Origin of the sequence: Benzoatithermus flavus (genome assembly GCF_037908215.1) — a bacterium.
GTDB classification, from domain to species: domain Bacteria; phylum Pseudomonadota; class Alphaproteobacteria; order Geminicoccales; family Geminicoccaceae; genus Benzoatithermus; species Benzoatithermus flavus.
In genome coordinates, this window is sequence record NZ_JBBLZC010000002.1 from 254,736 (window position 1) to 269,353 (window position 14,618).

The 14,618-nt window shown below is 69.8% G+C and carries 16 protein-coding genes; 7 read left to right on the forward strand and 9 right to left on the reverse strand.

What is annotated here, in order from left to right; translation table 11 throughout:
- Window positions 1-9: 9 nt before the first annotated feature.
- The gene (locus U1T56_RS03545; protein ID WP_418158058.1) at window positions 10-2,175 is read right to left on the reverse strand and encodes an EAL domain-containing response regulator; all 2,166 of its coding nucleotides are present in this window, start codon (window positions 2,173-2,175) and stop codon (window positions 10-12) included.
- A gap of 383 nt (window positions 2,176-2,558) precedes the next feature.
- On the opposite strand from U1T56_RS03545, the gene sodC reads away from it, so the two are divergent.
- Window positions 2,559-3,086 carry a superoxide dismutase [Cu-Zn] SodC gene (sodC, locus tag U1T56_RS03550; protein WP_418158059.1) on the forward strand — a complete coding sequence of 176 codons (528 nt, stop codon included), beginning with the start codon at window positions 2,559-2,561 and terminating at the stop codon, window positions 3,084-3,086.
- 18 nt (window positions 3,087-3,104) lie between these two features.
- Here sodC and U1T56_RS03555 read toward each other — a convergent pair whose 3' ends face one another.
- Window positions 3,105-3,731 (reverse strand): PRC-barrel domain-containing protein, encoded by a 627-nt coding sequence (locus tag U1T56_RS03555; RefSeq protein WP_418158060.1) that lies wholly within the window; start codon window positions 3,729-3,731, stop codon window positions 3,105-3,107.
- Window positions 3,732-4,042: 311 nt separating this feature from the next.
- Between U1T56_RS03555 and U1T56_RS03560 the strand changes: the two genes are divergently transcribed.
- From U1T56_RS03560 to U1T56_RS03580, 5 genes are all read left to right on the forward strand, one after another.
- Window positions 4,043-6,142, forward strand: coding sequence for a molybdopterin-containing oxidoreductase family protein (locus tag U1T56_RS03560; protein WP_418158061.1), 2,100 nt, complete (start codon window positions 4,043-4,045; stop codon window positions 6,140-6,142).
- A gap of 153 nt (window positions 6,143-6,295) precedes the next feature.
- Entirely contained in the window at window positions 6,296-7,156 is an 861-nt protein-coding gene (locus tag U1T56_RS03565; protein WP_418158062.1) for an ABC transporter substrate-binding protein, read from the forward strand.
- Window positions 7,153-8,310: an amino acid ABC transporter permease gene (locus tag U1T56_RS03570; RefSeq protein WP_418158063.1), complete on the forward strand. Its 1,158-nt coding sequence runs from the start codon at window positions 7,153-7,155 to the stop codon at window positions 8,308-8,310. Before U1T56_RS03565 ends, U1T56_RS03570 begins: the two co-directional genes overlap by 4 nt.
- A 9-nt stretch (window positions 8,311-8,319) precedes the next feature.
- Window positions 8,320-9,063, forward strand: a complete 744-nt coding sequence (locus U1T56_RS03575; protein WP_418158064.1) for an amino acid ABC transporter ATP-binding protein — start codon at window positions 8,320-8,322, stop codon at window positions 9,061-9,063.
- A gap of 50 nt (window positions 9,064-9,113) precedes the next feature.
- Complete coding sequence (locus U1T56_RS03580) at window positions 9,114-9,479, forward strand: IS1096 element passenger TnpR family protein (RefSeq protein ID WP_418158065.1); 366 nt, start codon at window positions 9,114-9,116, stop codon at window positions 9,477-9,479.
- Between the two features lie 27 nt (window positions 9,480-9,506).
- Here U1T56_RS03580 and U1T56_RS03585 read toward each other — a convergent pair whose 3' ends face one another.
- On the reverse strand, window positions 9,507-9,971 hold the full coding sequence (locus U1T56_RS03585) for a DoxX family protein (protein WP_418158066.1): 465 nt from the start codon (window positions 9,969-9,971) through the stop codon (window positions 9,507-9,509).
- Window positions 9,972-10,233: 262 nt separating this feature from the next.
- Between U1T56_RS03585 and U1T56_RS03590 the strand changes: the two genes are divergently transcribed.
- Window positions 10,234-11,016 (forward strand): LamG domain-containing protein, encoded by a 783-nt coding sequence (locus U1T56_RS03590; protein WP_418158067.1) that lies wholly within the window; start codon window positions 10,234-10,236, stop codon window positions 11,014-11,016.
- A gap of 58 nt (window positions 11,017-11,074) precedes the next feature.
- Here U1T56_RS03590 and U1T56_RS03595 read toward each other — a convergent pair whose 3' ends face one another.
- The 6 genes from U1T56_RS03595 to U1T56_RS03620 form a co-directional block, all read right to left on the reverse strand.
- Window positions 11,075-11,581, reverse strand: coding sequence for an META domain-containing protein (locus U1T56_RS03595; protein ID WP_418158068.1), 507 nt, complete (start codon window positions 11,579-11,581; stop codon window positions 11,075-11,077).
- A gap of 327 nt (window positions 11,582-11,908) precedes the next feature.
- Window positions 11,909-12,412 (reverse strand): GNAT family N-acetyltransferase, encoded by a 504-nt coding sequence (locus U1T56_RS03600; protein WP_418158069.1) that lies wholly within the window; start codon window positions 12,410-12,412, stop codon window positions 11,909-11,911.
- 89 nt (window positions 12,413-12,501) lie between these two features.
- Window positions 12,502-13,110, reverse strand: coding sequence for a hypothetical protein (locus U1T56_RS03605; protein WP_418158070.1), 609 nt, complete (start codon window positions 13,108-13,110; stop codon window positions 12,502-12,504).
- A complete protein-coding gene (locus U1T56_RS03610) occupies window positions 13,107-13,493 on the reverse strand; it encodes a hypothetical protein (protein ID WP_418158071.1) in 387 nt (128 codons plus the stop codon). The genes U1T56_RS03605 and U1T56_RS03610 overlap by 4 nt, the downstream gene beginning before the upstream one ends.
- A gap of 81 nt (window positions 13,494-13,574) precedes the next feature.
- Window positions 13,575-13,871, reverse strand: a complete 297-nt coding sequence (locus U1T56_RS03615; protein ID WP_418158072.1) for a hypothetical protein — start codon at window positions 13,869-13,871, stop codon at window positions 13,575-13,577.
- A 166-nt stretch (window positions 13,872-14,037) separates the two neighbouring features.
- On the reverse strand, window positions 14,038-14,466 hold the full coding sequence (locus U1T56_RS03620) for an HIT family protein (RefSeq protein WP_418158073.1): 429 nt from the start codon (window positions 14,464-14,466) through the stop codon (window positions 14,038-14,040).
- Window positions 14,467-14,618 lie beyond the last annotated feature (152 nt).

The window sequence follows — 14,618 nt, forward strand, 5'->3', positions numbered from 1 at the left end:
CCGTCCGGCTCAGCCGTCCGCCGGACCCGGGACGAGGAGGCTTTCGGCCGGGCGCGCCGCGGCCCGCAGCAGCACCTTCCGCTCGAGCTCCTGGGGGCTCAGGGGCGGGCTCACCAGATGGCCCTGGACCTCGTCGCAGTCGAACCGGTGCAGGAGCGAGAGCTGGCCCTTGGTCTCCACCCCCTCGGCGATCACGCGCAGGCCCAGGCTGTGGCCGAGATTGATGATGGCGCGGACGATCACCTCGTCGTTCGGGCTGTGCTCGAGGTTCTGGACGAACGAGCGGTCGATCTTCAGCCGTCGCACCGGCAGGCGCTTGATGTAGGAGAGCGAGGAGTAGCCGGTGCCGAAATCGTCGATCGAGAGGCTGACACCGAGCTGGTTCAGATGGCGCAGGCTCGAGATCGCCGTCTGGCTGTTCTCGATCACGGCGTTCTCGGTGAGCTCGAGGTCGAGCGAGCTCGCGGGCAGGGCGCATTCGGCCAGCACCCGCTCGACGAGCTGCTCGATGCCGCGCTCCCGGAACTGGACCGGCGAGAGATTGACCGACATCTGCAGGCCGCCGAGTCCTCTGTCCTGCCATTGCCGCTGCTGCCGGCAAGCGCTGCGCAGGACCCAGGCGGTCAAGGGTGCTATCAGCCCGATGTCTTCGGCGAGGCCGATGAACTCGCCGGGGCCGACCAGACCGCGATAGGGATGGCTCCAGCGCACGAGCGCCTCCGCGCCGATGATGGCCCCGGTGCGCAGGTCGAGCTGCGGCTGGTAGTGGACCACGAACTGCTCGCCGGCCAGCGCCTGGCGCAGCTCGCGCTCGAGCGTCACGGCCCGGCGCGCCGCGAGGTTCATCTCGGCGGCGAAGAAGCGATAGGCGTCGCGCCCGGCCTTCTTCGCCCGGTACATCGCGAGCTCCGCGTTCTTGAGGAGCGCCTCGACCGTCCGCCCGTCGGCCGGGGCGACGGTGATGCCGAGGCTGGCACTCAGATGCACCTCGTGCGAGCGGATGACGAAGGGCAGCGCGAAGGCCTCGCCGAGCCGCCGCGCCAGCTCGCCCGCATCGTCCGGCCGCTTGATCCCGGTCTGCAGGATCAGAAACTCGTCGCCCTCGACCCTGGCCAGAAGCTCGCCGGGCCCGAGCCGCGCCTTGAGCCGGCAGGCGACCTCGCGCAGGAGCTCCGAGCCGAACTCCTTGCCGAACGCGTCGTTGATGCCCTTGAAGCGGTCGAGGTCGAGATGGATCAGAGCCAGCATCTCGTGCTGCCGCCTTATGCGCGCGAGCTCGTGCTCGAAGCGGGCCCGGAAATGCTCGGCCGTGGGCAGACCGGTGAGGGCATCCTCCTGCTGCAGAAGCGCAGTGCTGGCTTCGGCCCGCCGCAGCTCGGTGACGTCCAGCGCCACCGTCAGCACGTCGGGTACCCAGCCGGTGCCGTTGCCGAGCGGGGCCTTGCTCGTGAGCAGCCAGCGCGTGGCCCCGGAGGGAGTCACCAGCGTCTCGTGGGTCGGGCAGGCGAGGGGCTGCCCGGTCTCGAGCACCTTGTCGTCGAGCACGCCGCTCTGCAGCGCGTAGTCCTCGCCGAGGCTCTCCGCGAGCGGTCGGCCCAGCATTGCCGCACGGTCGATCCCGAGGAGCCGTTCGTAGCCGCGGTTCACGAGCTTGATCCGGCCATGCGCATCGACGATCGACACGGCGGCGGGCATGGCGTCGAGGATCTGCTGCAGCCGGTCCTCGGCCGGCCCGTTCGTCTGCGTCTCGAGGGTGCGCTCGAGGTCGGCCGCCTTCTCGGCGAGAAGGAGCTGCTGCCGGTGCAGGGTCAGAAGGTTGCGGGCGCGCGCCCGGAACTCGAGATGGTCGACCGGGCTCAGGAGAAAGTCGGTGGCGCCGGCCTCGAGGGCCCGATAGCGGAACTCGCGGTCCTCGTAGACCGTGACGACGATGATCGGCACGTCGACGAGCACCTGCCGGCTGCGGAGTGCGCGCACGAAGCTCGCGCCGTCCATCTCCGGCATGTTGAAGTCGGTGACGATCAGGTCGGGGGCGAGGCCGCCGTCGAACGCCTCGAGCGCCGTCAGCGCGCTCGGGAACGCATGGACGGAAAGCCCTTCCTCCACCGACGCGGCGAGCCGCGTCAGGATGTTGCGGTTGGTGACACGGTCGTCGATGACCGCGATCTTCGCCATCCGACCTCTCGCGTCGTACCCACCACGCCGAGAAGGATATAACCTTGAGTTTAACCGTTCGAACGATAAAGGAAGGCGAAGGTTCAAGGCAAGCGTCAAGCTGGTCCGTGACGTGAAAAGGGCGGCCCTTGTCCGGATGATGGTCGAATCGCGCCACTTCGACCGGGCTCGTGCACCGCATCGACCGGTCGAGATGGCCGGCTCGCCCCCGAGATGCTCTCGCGCTCGGTGCCATGGTGGGGTGCTGCGGGTGCCGGCGGCGTGGAGCATGGCTGCCCGTCGCGTCGCTCCAGTCCGTGCCTCTCGCCTGAAGGGCCTATCCCTACTAGCTTCGAGACCCGGCCCGAGATGGCCCGGACGATCACGACAGGGAGGTAGCAAGGATGCGCAAGCTGATCGCCACGATCCTGACCGGCGGCGCCCTGATCGCCACCGCGCAGGCGGAGGAGCTGAAGGCCGTCGTGCACCAGATCACCGATCGGGGCGTGGGCGACGCCATCGGCAGCGTCGCCATCGTCCAGACCGACGCCGGGGCGAGATTCGTGACCGATCTGAGGGGCCTGCCGAGCGGCGAGCACGGCTTCCACATCCACGAGAAGGGCGACTGCGGTCCGGCGCCGAACACCGAGGGCAGGATGGCAGCCGGCATGGCAGCCGGCGGCCACTGGGACCCGGAAGGCAGGAAGGCGCACATGGGCCCCGAGGGACGGGGTCATATGGGCGACCTGCCGGTGCTGTCCGTCCAGGCGGATGGCTCCGCCAAGGGGGACGCCCTCGCGCCGCGGATCAAGGACGTCGCCGCCCTCAAGGGCAAGGCGCTGATGATCCACGCCGGCGGCGACAATTACAGCGATCAGCCCAAGCCCTTGGGCGGCGGCGGTGCCCGCATCGCCTGCGGCGTGATCGAGTAGCCGCACCCGGGAAGGCGGTCAGGTGCCGGCGCGACGCCAGACCGCTTGGTCGCGCCGATAGTCCGGCATCCTTTCGTACTCCACGGGCGTCAGCTCGACGACGAAGCCGTCGCTCTGGCCCCTGACCGGGACCAGCGCCTCGAGCTCGAGCACCGAGGTCTTGCCGGGCAGGCCGAACAGTGGCTGGAACGCCACGATCGCCCGCGCCGCGCCGCTCGGCTCGTCGACGACGAGATCCTGCACCGTGCCGATCCGGGCACCGGTGCCGTCGCGTACGGGCTTGTTCAGGAGGTCCTGCGGCTGCAGGCCCACGGGCAGGGCGTCGGGCCGATCGCTTCCGAGCGAGCGCAGCTCCTCGGGGGCTGTCGGGTTGACCGCGTCCTGGCCCGACGGCGCCTGCTCCGCCCCCTTCACCGCCTCCTCGACCATGCGCCGCACCCGCTCGGCGTCGCGTGCCTGATCCTTCTCGACATTCTTGAGTGCATCCTCGACGATTGCGCTGGTCGATCCTTCCCCTTGCGCGCGGATGGATGCCGGACCGGCGAGAGCCACCGTGGCGACGAGGCAGAGCGTCCATGGCAGACGGCTCCGGCCATGCGTCGGCCCGTCACGTCCGGTCTCGTGTCCATCGCTGTTCCGTCGCATGGCCGATCTCTCCTGGTCGTACCGCCTTCCCCGAACCCGGACGATGGATCGGCCTACCGCCAGGCCGCCGGCCGAGGCAAGCACGGGTTCGGCTCGAGCGCGCCGGGCCGTGACAGGCTCCGCAAGCGCCGATCGCGAGCAGAAAAAGGCGACTGCGAGGCGCACGGTCGATCCCGCAGGGAGGCCTGCTCCTTTCCAACGCCCGAGACCGGCTTGCGTTCACGGGCAATCTTGCGTAGCCGATCGTGAGAGCCCTTCTCGAAGGGCCGTATCGTCGCTCCCCTGCTTGCGTTCCCACGAAGGCGTCCTTCATGTCCTCCTGGCACCCGTCCGTCTGCCCTCACGACTGCCCCTCGGTCTGCGCGCTCGAGGTCGAGAAGCGCGCCGACGGCAGGCTCGGCAAGGTCAGAGGCTCGCTGCGCAACGCCTACACGGCCGGTGTCGTCTGCGCCAAGGTCGCCCGCTACCATGAGCGCTTCCACCATCCCGAGCGGCTCGCCTATCCTTTGCGGCGCAAAGGACCCAAGGGCTCGGGCGCGTTCGAGCGGATCTCCTGGGAGGACGCGCTGGATGCGATCGCGGAGGGCCTGACCCGCGCCGAGCAGCGCTTCGGCCCGGAGACGGTCTGGCCCTACTGGTATGCCGGCACCATGGGCCTCGTGCAGCGCGACGGCATCCAGCGCCTGACCCACGTCAAGAAGTACTCGCGCTTCAAGAGCACGATCTGCGTCATGCTCTCAGACACGGGCTTCAAGGCCGGGCATGGGCTACGCTGGGGCGTGCCCGCGACCGAGATCGGCGAGCATTCGGAAGTGATCGTGGTCTGGGGCTGCAACCCGGTCCACACCCACGTCAACCTGATGAGCCACATCGCCCGTGCCCGCAAGGAGCGCGGGGCGAAGCTCGTCGTGGTCGATCCCTACCGCTCCGCCACCGCCGAGCAGGCCGACCTGCATCTTCCGCTCCGGCCCGGCACCGACGGGGCACTGGCTTGCGGGGTCATGCACGTCCTGTTCGCGGAGGGCCTGGCCGACCGGGACTATCTGGCGCGCTTCAGCGACGTGCCGGACGAGCTGGAGCGGCATCTGCGCTCCCGCACCCCGGAATGGGCCGCTGCCATCACCGGCCTCGAGCCTGCGGAGATCGTGGCCTTCGCCCGGCTCTGGGGCTCGACCAGGCGCGCTTTCCTGCGGCTCGGCTACGGCTTCACGCGCTCGCGCAACGGTGCTGCCAACATGCACGCGGCCTCGTGCCTGCCGGTCGTGACCGGTGCCTGGGCGCACGCAGGGGGCGGTGCCCTCTACAACTTCGGCGACCTCTACCGCTTCGACAAGACGATGATCGAGGGCCTGGATGCGGTCGATCCGTCGGTCCGGCTCCTGGACCAGTCGCAGATCGGCCCGATCCTCGTGGGCGATGCCGAGGCGCTCCAGGGCGGCCCGCCGGTGACGGCGCTCCTCGTCCAGAACACCAACCCCGTCGCGATCGCCCCCGACCTCGGCAAGGTGCATCGGGGCTTCGCGCGGGACGACCTGTTCGTGGCGGTGCACGAGCAGTTCATGACCGACACGGCACGCATGGCCGACATCGTGCTGCCGGCCACCATGTTCCTCGAGCATGCCGACATCTACAGCGCCGCCGCCCACCCGACGATCCAGATCCATAAAGCGATCTTCGCGCCTTACGCCGAGTGCCGGCCCAACCATGTCGTGATCTGCGAGCTCGCGAAGCGGCTGGGTGCGGAGCATCCGGGCTTTTTGATGAGCGAATGGGAGCTGATCGACGATCTCTGCCGCCGCTCCGGCTGGCCCGACGCCGAGACGATCCATGCGGCCGGCGGCTGGGAGGTCTTGCCCGATTTCGCGACGGCGCATCACCTCGCCGGCTTCCCGACGCCGGACGGAAGGTTCCGCTTCGCGCCGGACTGGGCGAGCCTCGGCGCACGCGGGCACCTGATGCCGAAGCTTCCGGACCACATGCCGGCGACCGACGAGATCACGCCCGAGAAGCCCTACCGCCTCGTGGCCGCCCCCTCGCGCCAGTTCCTGAACTCGACCTTCACCGAGATGCCGACCTCCTTGAAGCGCGAGGAGCGGCCCACCGCCCTTCTCCATCCCGCGACCATGGCCCGGCTCGGCCTCGAGGACGGCGATCTCGTCCGCCTCGGCAACGAGCGCGGCTCCGTCCTCGTGCATGCGAAGGCGCGTCCCGGCCAGCACCGGGGCACCATCGTCGTCGAGAGCATCTGGCCCAACCGCTACTGGGTCGAGGGGGTCGGCATCAACCTCCTGCTCGGCGCCGATCCGGCCCCGCCCAACGGCGGTGCCGCCATCCACGACACGGCCGTGTGGCTCGAGCCCGTCGAGGCTGCTCCGCCGGCCGCCGTCGCGGAGGCTCTCGCCACGGCCTGATCCGCACCGGCTGCCTTCCCGGCCACGTTCCTGCACGAGCCTGCGCGACGGGTCTGGTCGTCGGGCGAAGGCGGTGCCAGGATGGCGTCCACGAGACCGCCATGGGAGGCCCTCGAGGCCCGAACGACGAAGCGGTGGAGAGGGAAGGCAGCGATGAACAGCAGGCGTATCGCGCTCGGGGTGCTTCTTGCCGCGACGGGGCTCGTCGTCGCGGCCTCGTCGCCGGCACCGGCGACTGCCGCCGACAAGATCGGCAACTGCGAGCTCTACGGGCAAAAGGGCCAGTACTCGATCACCCCCGCCCGGCCGGGCCGGCTCACGGTCGAGGTCAACCTGCCGGCACCGGGCTGGTGGAACGGCGACACGCCCGAAACCATCAAGGACGGCTTCGAGTACTGCATGGCGGCCAACATCGCCCACCGGCTCGGGCTCGACAAGGTGGAGGTGGTCAACGTCGCCTGGGACGCGCTCGTGGCCGGCCAGACCCGAAATTACGACATCGCGCTCTCGCAAGCCTCGATCACCGACGAGCGCAAGAAGGTCGTCGACTTCTCGGTCCCCTACTTCTCCTCGGACATCGGCGTGCTCGTGAAGAAGGGCACCAAGGTCGATTCGCAGTCGATCAAGAACATGCGCATCGGCGTGCAGCAGGCGACCACGGGCGCCACGTTCGTCGACGAGAAGCTGAAACCCAAGATCCCGGCCAAGGTGTTCCCCGACACGCCCTCGATGTTCACGGCGCTCCAGGCCAACCAGATCGACGTTGCCATGACCGACACGGCGATCGTGCTCGGCCAGGCCGCGGCCTCGAACGGCCGCTTCGAGGTCGTGGGCCAGTACTCGACCGGCGAGACCTATGGCGGCATCTACCCCAAGGGCTCGAAGAGCAAGGACACGATCGACAAGGTCATCCAGTCCATGATCGACGACGGCACGCTCAAGAAGCTCTCGGCCAAGTATCTCGCCGCCGCCTGGGGCGCCGATCCTACCGCCATCCCCTACTTCCAGCCGTGAGCGTCGAGGCGGAACGGGCGGCCGCGCCGGCTGCCCCGCGCAAAGGACTCGTCGCGCACGAGCCCTGCTACGACGCGAGCGCGCGGCCGCCCTCGGTCCCGGTGCCGCCGGTGGGGCTCTCGCTGGGCGCTCTCGCCACGGTGCTCGCCGTGATCGCCGCGACGTTCTGGGCGATCGCGGCGGTGCGCCGGGCCATGGCCGCCGCCGCGATCGAATCCGTCCTGGCCGATGCGCTCCTCTACGGCTTCGGCGCGCTCACGCTCCTGCTCCTGCTTCCGGCCACGGCCTCGGTCCGGGCCGCGCGCCGGGCGCGGGCGGCGCTGCCGGCGGATCTCGTCGCCGCCCGCGTCGAGACCGCCGCCTCGCGCTCGGCGGCCGGTGTCGCCGTGGGCTACGCCGCCGCCGTCCTCGTGGTCCTTGGCGTCGCCGTGTTCGTGATCGCGAACGACGCCGCTGTCGCCAAGACCTTCGTGTTCCTGCCCCTGATGCGGGAATCGTTCTGGCTCGTCTTCGACGCATTCTGGACCAACGTCTACATCTTCGTGATCGCCGAGATCCTGGTCCTGATCTGGGGCCTCGTCGTCGCCATCGCCCGTCTGATCCCGGGTCCCGCCGGTCAGCCGATCCGCCTCATGGCCACGGCCTACACCGACGTCTTCCGCGGGCTGCCGGCGATCATCTGCATCTACCTCGTGGGCTTCGGCCTGCCGCTCACGAGCCTGCCGCTTCTGGGCAACTGGCCGCCCGAGTGGTACGCGATCCTGGCCCTGACGCTCACCTACGGCGCCTATGTCGCCGAAGTCTACCGGGCCGGGATCGAGAGCGTGCACCCGAGCCAGGTCGCGGCCGCGCGCTCTCTTGGCCTCTCCTTCGCCCAGACGCTCCGCTTCGTCGTGGTGCCCCAAGCCGTGCGCCGGATCATCCCGCCCCTGCTCAACGACTTCATCTCGCTTCAGAAGGACACGGCGCTGGTCAACGTCATCGGGGCCATCGACGCCTTCAACCAAGCCAAGATCGTCGCCAGCAACCACTTCAATCTCTCTTCCGTGACGACGGTGGCTTTCCTGTTCGTGCTCATCACCATCCCCCAGGCCCGCTTCGTCGACCGGCTGATCGAGCGCGACCAGCGGCGTACGCGGGCGGGCAGCGGCTGAGGTTCGCCCATGGCGCTCGTGGAGGTCCGGGACGTCGTCAAACGCTACGGCCCGTTCGAGGTGCTGAAGGGGCTCAGCCTCGAGGTCGAGCCGCACCAGGTCGTGTGCCTGATCGGCCCCTCGGGCTGCGGGAAGTCGACGCTCTTGCGCTGCATCAACGGCCTCGAGCCGATCCAGGGCGGCGAGATCCGGCTGCACGGCGACCGGGTGAGCGGGCCGGGTGTCGACGTGAACGCGCTCCGGCGCGACGTCGGCATCGTCTTCCAGAGCTTCAACCTGTTTCCGCACATGACGGTGCTCGAGAACGTGACACTCGCCCCGATCCGGGTCCGGGGCGTGCCGAAGGCCGAGGCGGAAGAGCGGGCGATGACGCTCCTCGGCCGGATCGGCCTCGACCACAAGGCACGGGAATATCCCGACCGGCTCTCGGGCGGGCAGCAGCAGCGGGTGGCGATCGTCCGCGCCCTCGCCATGGAGCCCATGGTGCTGCTGCTCGACGAGATCACCTCGGCGCTGGATCCGGAACTCGTGGCCGAGGTCCTGAACATCGTCCGCGACCTCGCCACCGACGGCATGACCATGCTGCTCGCCACCCACGAAATGGGCTTCGCCCGCGAGGTCGCGAGCAAGATCTGCTTCCTCGAGGGTGGCGTGGTTCACGAGGAGGGCCCGCCCGAGCGGATCTTCAAGGAGCCGGCGAGCGAGCGCACGCGGGCGTTCCTGAAGCGGATCATCGAGGCGGGAAGGCTGTAGGACCCGCAGGCGAGGTAGTGCGGCAACGCCAACACCAAATATGTTAGTCTTTGTTTCCAAAAGATTTCTCGAATTCGTTCGTGCAATTTCGCTTGCATCGCACGTGCGTTTCCCGTCGAGGCCCGGAGACAGGCCGAACAGGAAAATTAACCTATAACGCGGGTGCACTCGAGACGAGTGCCGCAACCGGCGGGCCGGACGGCTACGCGGCGTTCCTCGCCGCCGTCACCGACCCGAGCCATCCCGGGCACGAGGCGGCGCCGGACTGGTACGGCGAGGACTACGACCCGGACGGCATCGAGCGCGAGATCATCGGCATCCAACCGTCGCGCATCGCCCGTTCCCGCCGCGGCGGCCTCAAGGCGAAAGGCAAGCCGCGCCAGCCGCCGCAGGCCGGGCCGTCGAGGCTGCCGTAGCGGGGCGGGCGGACCACCGGGACGAAGCTACGATGCCGGCCGGCTCGCGCCGGCTCTTCCGGGCCAGACCGCATCATCGACGCTGATCGGCCCTGCACCTCGGGCGAACAGGAGGAGAAAGCCGCCCAGGATGGCGAGGTTCTTGAAGAACTGAATCTGCTGCAGGGCCCGCTCGGCGTCCGGGACCGCCCAGAACCGGTGCGCGGTCAAGGTCGCGGCGATCGTGAAGGCGATCATGAGAAGCGCCGCCCAGCGGGCCTTGAAGCCGAGTGCCACGGCGAGAGCGCCGAAGAACTCGATGCAAGCGCCCACCGGCCCCAGCAGGCTCGGCGCCGGCACGCCCTGGCTCGCCAGCATCTGCGTGAACCCGCCGAGGTTCATGAGCTTGCCGAATCCGCTCTGCAGAAAAATGGCCGCCAGGGCGAGACGGCCGAGCAGCAACGCGAGGCTCTCGACGGATGTATTCGGCCGACGGTCGATGTCATGAGGCATGTCGATCTCCTGCGCGACGTTGCGAGGGGGCGGAGCATCGCCGGCGCCCCGCACACGGATGGGCGAGCGCAGCGAGCCGCCATCGACGAAATCTATCGGGCGCGGCGCCCCGCACGGATGGGCGAGCGGAACCCCGTTGCGCGCGGCGCGCCCCGGCCGGCCGTGCGAAAGCCCACGGACGGCGAGCCGTCCTCGATGGCATCATGCCTCGTCCGGCCGGTCGGTCCAACGCCGGATGCCACCTCTCGCCGGGAGATGCCGGATGACATGCCTGCGATCCAGCCTCGCCACCGTCTCCGCCCTGGCCGTCCTGCTGCTTCTCGCCGGAGCGGCGTCGGGTCGCGCCGGGGTGCCCCGCAACGGCCTCGTCGCCAGCTACGATCTCAACGGCAATGCGAACGACTCGTCCGGCCATGGCCATCACGGCATCCTGCACAACGTGACCCCGACCTCGAACCGCCTCGGCAACGGCAGCAGCGCCTTTTCCTTCAACGGCAACGATGCCTGGATCGAGATCCCGGACCACGACGACTTCAGCGTGACCACGACCGGCAGGCTGTCGATCTCGGTGTGGATGCGACCCGGCACGCTGCGGTTTCCCCACGAGGAGGGGACGGGGTACGTGCACTGGCTCGGCAAAGGGACGGCGGGCCAGCAGGAATGGACGTTTCGGATGTACGGCTCCGACAACACCGAAGGCCGGGAGAACCGGACCAGCTTCTATCTGTTCAACCCCGCCGGCGGCCTGGGGGCGGGCAGCTACGTCCAGGACAGGGTGATACCCGGGACATGGCATCACTACGTCGCCGTCGTGGACGCGGCCGCCGACACCATCACCTGGTACAAGAACGGCGTGCGCAGAGACCAGGATCCGTTCATCCGCAGCCCGTACCATGTTCGCCCGCGCAACGGCACGGCGCCGATCCGCATCGGCACCAAGGACCTCGCGAGCTTCTTCAAGGGCGCCATCGACAACATCAACATCTACAACCGCGCCCTGTCGGCCGCGGAGGTGATCCAGCTCTTCGCCGACCGGACACGATGAGCCGGCGTGGCGGGGGAGGCCCCTTGCGTCATCCGCTCCGCGGCCCTTCGCCGGGGTCTCAGCCCGGCTCCACCCGTCCGACCCGGACGAACCGCGTGGGTGCAGGCTGGCCCGTCGAGTAGAGCAGCAGGAAGAAGCCGCGCAAGGCTAGGCGCTCGCCCTGCAGGAGCGCGGCGAGGAACCGCTTCTCCTGGGTCATGACCCTCGCCGGTGCGCAGGCGATCAGGGTGGTCACGATCGGCCCGATCCGGAGCCGCCCTCCGTCGACGCGCACCGGGCCTCCATAGCGGTTGCAGCCGGCGCCGCCAGCGATCGCAACCGTGCTCACGAAGGTCAGGGTCGAGGCGACGGTGACCGTGACCGGACGGCCGAGAAAGTCCGTGCCGGTGACGGGGCGCACGGGCTGGCCGAGAATGCTCACGGCCCGCCAGGTCGTGCCGACCAGCCGGGCCAGGATCGCCTGCTGACCGTCGGGCGGCTTGGCGGCAACGATGGACGGCGCGAGGAGGACCGTCGGCAGCGCCAGGGTGCCGAGGGCCAGGAGCACGTCCCTTCGTCGGATCATGATGATGCTCCTTCGGGCTCGGGCCGGCCCGGCGTCGGCCCCTGACACGCCACAACGACGGCGCTGCTGCGAGAGGCCGCTCGCCGCGGGTGTGCGTCACCCGCGACGGGCAGCCCACGAAGCGTAACATGAAACGTGCATGCCTCCCAACCTTGCCGTGTCGTGACGCCGTGCCGCGGTGATGGCGCGACCGAATGCGTGACCTTTGCGCCGCCCGGAGCATGGAAGCGAGCCGATGTCTCGGCAGCCTGGGCAGACCTCGGCTTCTGCGGCTGCGCGCTTCCTGATCGCCGGATACGACTCGGGTCGATTCGGGCGCAAGCGACATCAAAGAGCGCGCTGCATGAGGATGGTGTCGATCCAGCGCCCGAACTTGTAGCCGACGGCGCGCAAGGTCCCGGCATGAACGAAGCCGCAGGCCGCATGCAGCGCGATCGAGCCGGCGTTGGCGGAATCGCCGATCACCGCCACCATCTGCCGGATGCCGGCGCGGCGCGACTCCTCGACCACGGCGGCCAGCAGCGCCCGGCCGATGCCGCGCCCGCGCGCCGGCCGCGCGATGTAGACCGAGTCCTCCATGGTGAAGCGATAGGCCGGGCGGTCGCGATGGGGGGCGGCATAGGCATAGCCCGCGACCTTGCCCTCCAGCTCGGCCACGAGCCAGGGAAGACCCAGCGCCCGCACCTTGGCGAGTCGCCGCCCGAGCTCCTCCACGTCGGGCGGCTCGAGCTCGAAGGTGGCCGTGCCCTCGAGCACCTCGGGCGCGTAGATCGCATGGATCGCGGGCAGATCGGCCGGCTCCGCCGGCCGCAGGCGGATCTCGGGTCGCATGATGTCGTCTCGGCTGCAGGTCGCGCTCGTCGGCCGCTCTTAGCCCAGACATGCGCCACGGGCGAGCCGCTGCGGCCGCAAGCCTGTCATCACCGGCCCTCGGCCGTCCCATCGGCGGCGAGCCGCGTTTCGAGCCCGTCGATCCGGGCCCGCAGGCGAGCCAGCGCCGCATCGCCCCCGGCGCCATCGCCGAGAAAGCCCCTGGCCGCCGCGAGATCGGAGCGGGCCTGCTGCACCCGGCCGGCGCGGAACGCGGCCTCGGCCCGATCCACGAGCCGGCCCGCCGTGAACAGCCCCTGCCGCGTCGTGCTCGGCAGCGCGTCGTCCTGGTTCCGGCCGTAGCTGCGCGGCAGCCCTTCGTCCGGGAGAGCGGGCGGCTTCTGCGCCGGCGGCGGCGCCCGTTGTTCGAGATCGCGCCGGAGCCGCCCGAGCTCCCGATTGATGCGCGCCTGCTCCGGTGTGAAGTAGACGCCGCCACCCTGACGGAGCAGCTCGCGGCGCGCCCGGTCGAGCTGCATCCCGCTGCCCGGAGAGGGACCCCGGTTCTGCAGGCTGCGCAGCTCGCGCTGCAATTGCGCCGCGCCGGGATCGAGGAGGTCGTCCTGCTGGGCCACGCCCGGCGACGGCGTGCCGGTCGCCGAGACGAGAAAGGCGAGGACGGCGGCGCACGGCGCCAGCCGTGGCGGCGCTCGGCTCATGGCTTCGGCTTTCCCTCGCGCTCGTCGACGACGGCGCGGTTGCGGCTGCTCTGGATCGTGGTGATACTGGTGTTCGAGCGTTCGATCGCGAGCGATTCCGGCAGCGGGCCGCGATAGGCGTCGATCGTGGCGGGCAAAGGCTCGCCGCAGGCAGGACGCAGGATGCCGCAGTCCCAACGGAATCCGTCGGGCAGGCCGGTGGCCGGGCTACCGCGGGCGAAGATGCAGGTGCAGAGCCGTCCGGCGATGCAGGCTACGCTGTCCATCGTCTCGAGCGAGCAGACGGGAGCCTGCGCCAAAGCCGGCGGCGGCAGGATCGAGCCGGTCATCGCGAGCACGGCGAGACCGGCGACGAACGAGAGGAGGGGCTGGCAGGTGCGCACGAGCATGCTCCCGCTGACCAGCCCCATTCTGTGCCCGAACGGTTAAGAGAGGCTGAAGCCCGTCCGGGCACGACGCGCCGCTCACGCGGGGTGCGAGCCACCCGCGAGTGCCGCGCGCGTCCGGCCGAACGAGCCGTTCAGCCGCTCGAAGGACTGGGCAAAACTCTGGGTCATCTCCTCGTTGCAGTCGGCGCCGCAGCGGCGCAGCATCTGCAGGCGCTCCTTGGCCACCGCGAGGCTCGCCTCGAGCTCGCGTATCTCCCGCTCGTGCCGTTCCTCGCCGGCGTGGGCGACCTTCTCGGACAGGATCTTGAGCTCCCGCTCCAGCTCGCCGAGGCGGGTGGTCATGCGGTCGAGATAGGCGTCGTGCTGGCTCATCGACGATCTCCTGATCGCGGTTGATCGTGGCCCGCAGCCCCGAGGCCGCGCAGGTTAGCATGGGATCGTCATGCGAGCCAACCTGCGGCCGTCGAGATCTCGTGGCTCGTGCGCTTCGACCCTTCTTCGACCGCCGAATCCGCTCCGAGGCGCCGCCCCGCCCTCGTCAGAGGGCGGCGAAGTGGAGCCGCGCCGCCTCGGCATAGCGCTCCCGGAGCACGGCCAGCGCGTGCGGCGGGTAGGTGGGTCCCGCACCCTTGCACCAGATCGGGTCCGGCCAGGCCGCGTCGCTCTGGAAGCGTCCGACCACGTGCACGTGCATCTGCCGCACGACGTTGCCGAGCATGGCGACGTTCACCTTGTCGGGCCGCGCCACCGCCTGGACGACCCTGGTCGCCGCCAGCACCTCGGCGGCGAGCTGGGCGTAAGCGTCCTCGTCGAGGTCGGTGAGCTCGGCGACGCCGGGCCGGCGCGGCACGAGCAGGAGCCAGTGGAAGCGCGCATCGTCCTTGAGCCTAAGCTGCGAGAGCGGCCAGTCGGCCACGGGCACGCTCGTCGCCTCGAGGCGCGGGTCGAGCATGAAGCTGTCGGTCATCGTCCTGTCTCCTGCTGTGATCCCGGCTCGTAGCCGGGCATGCGCGGATAGTCGACGAGGTTGCGGCCGGCCTCTCGCGCGAGCCGCTCGCCGAAGGGCCATGGCGTGCAGATCGGGTCGCGGCAGAAGGAAGCGAAAGCCACGGTGCCGTG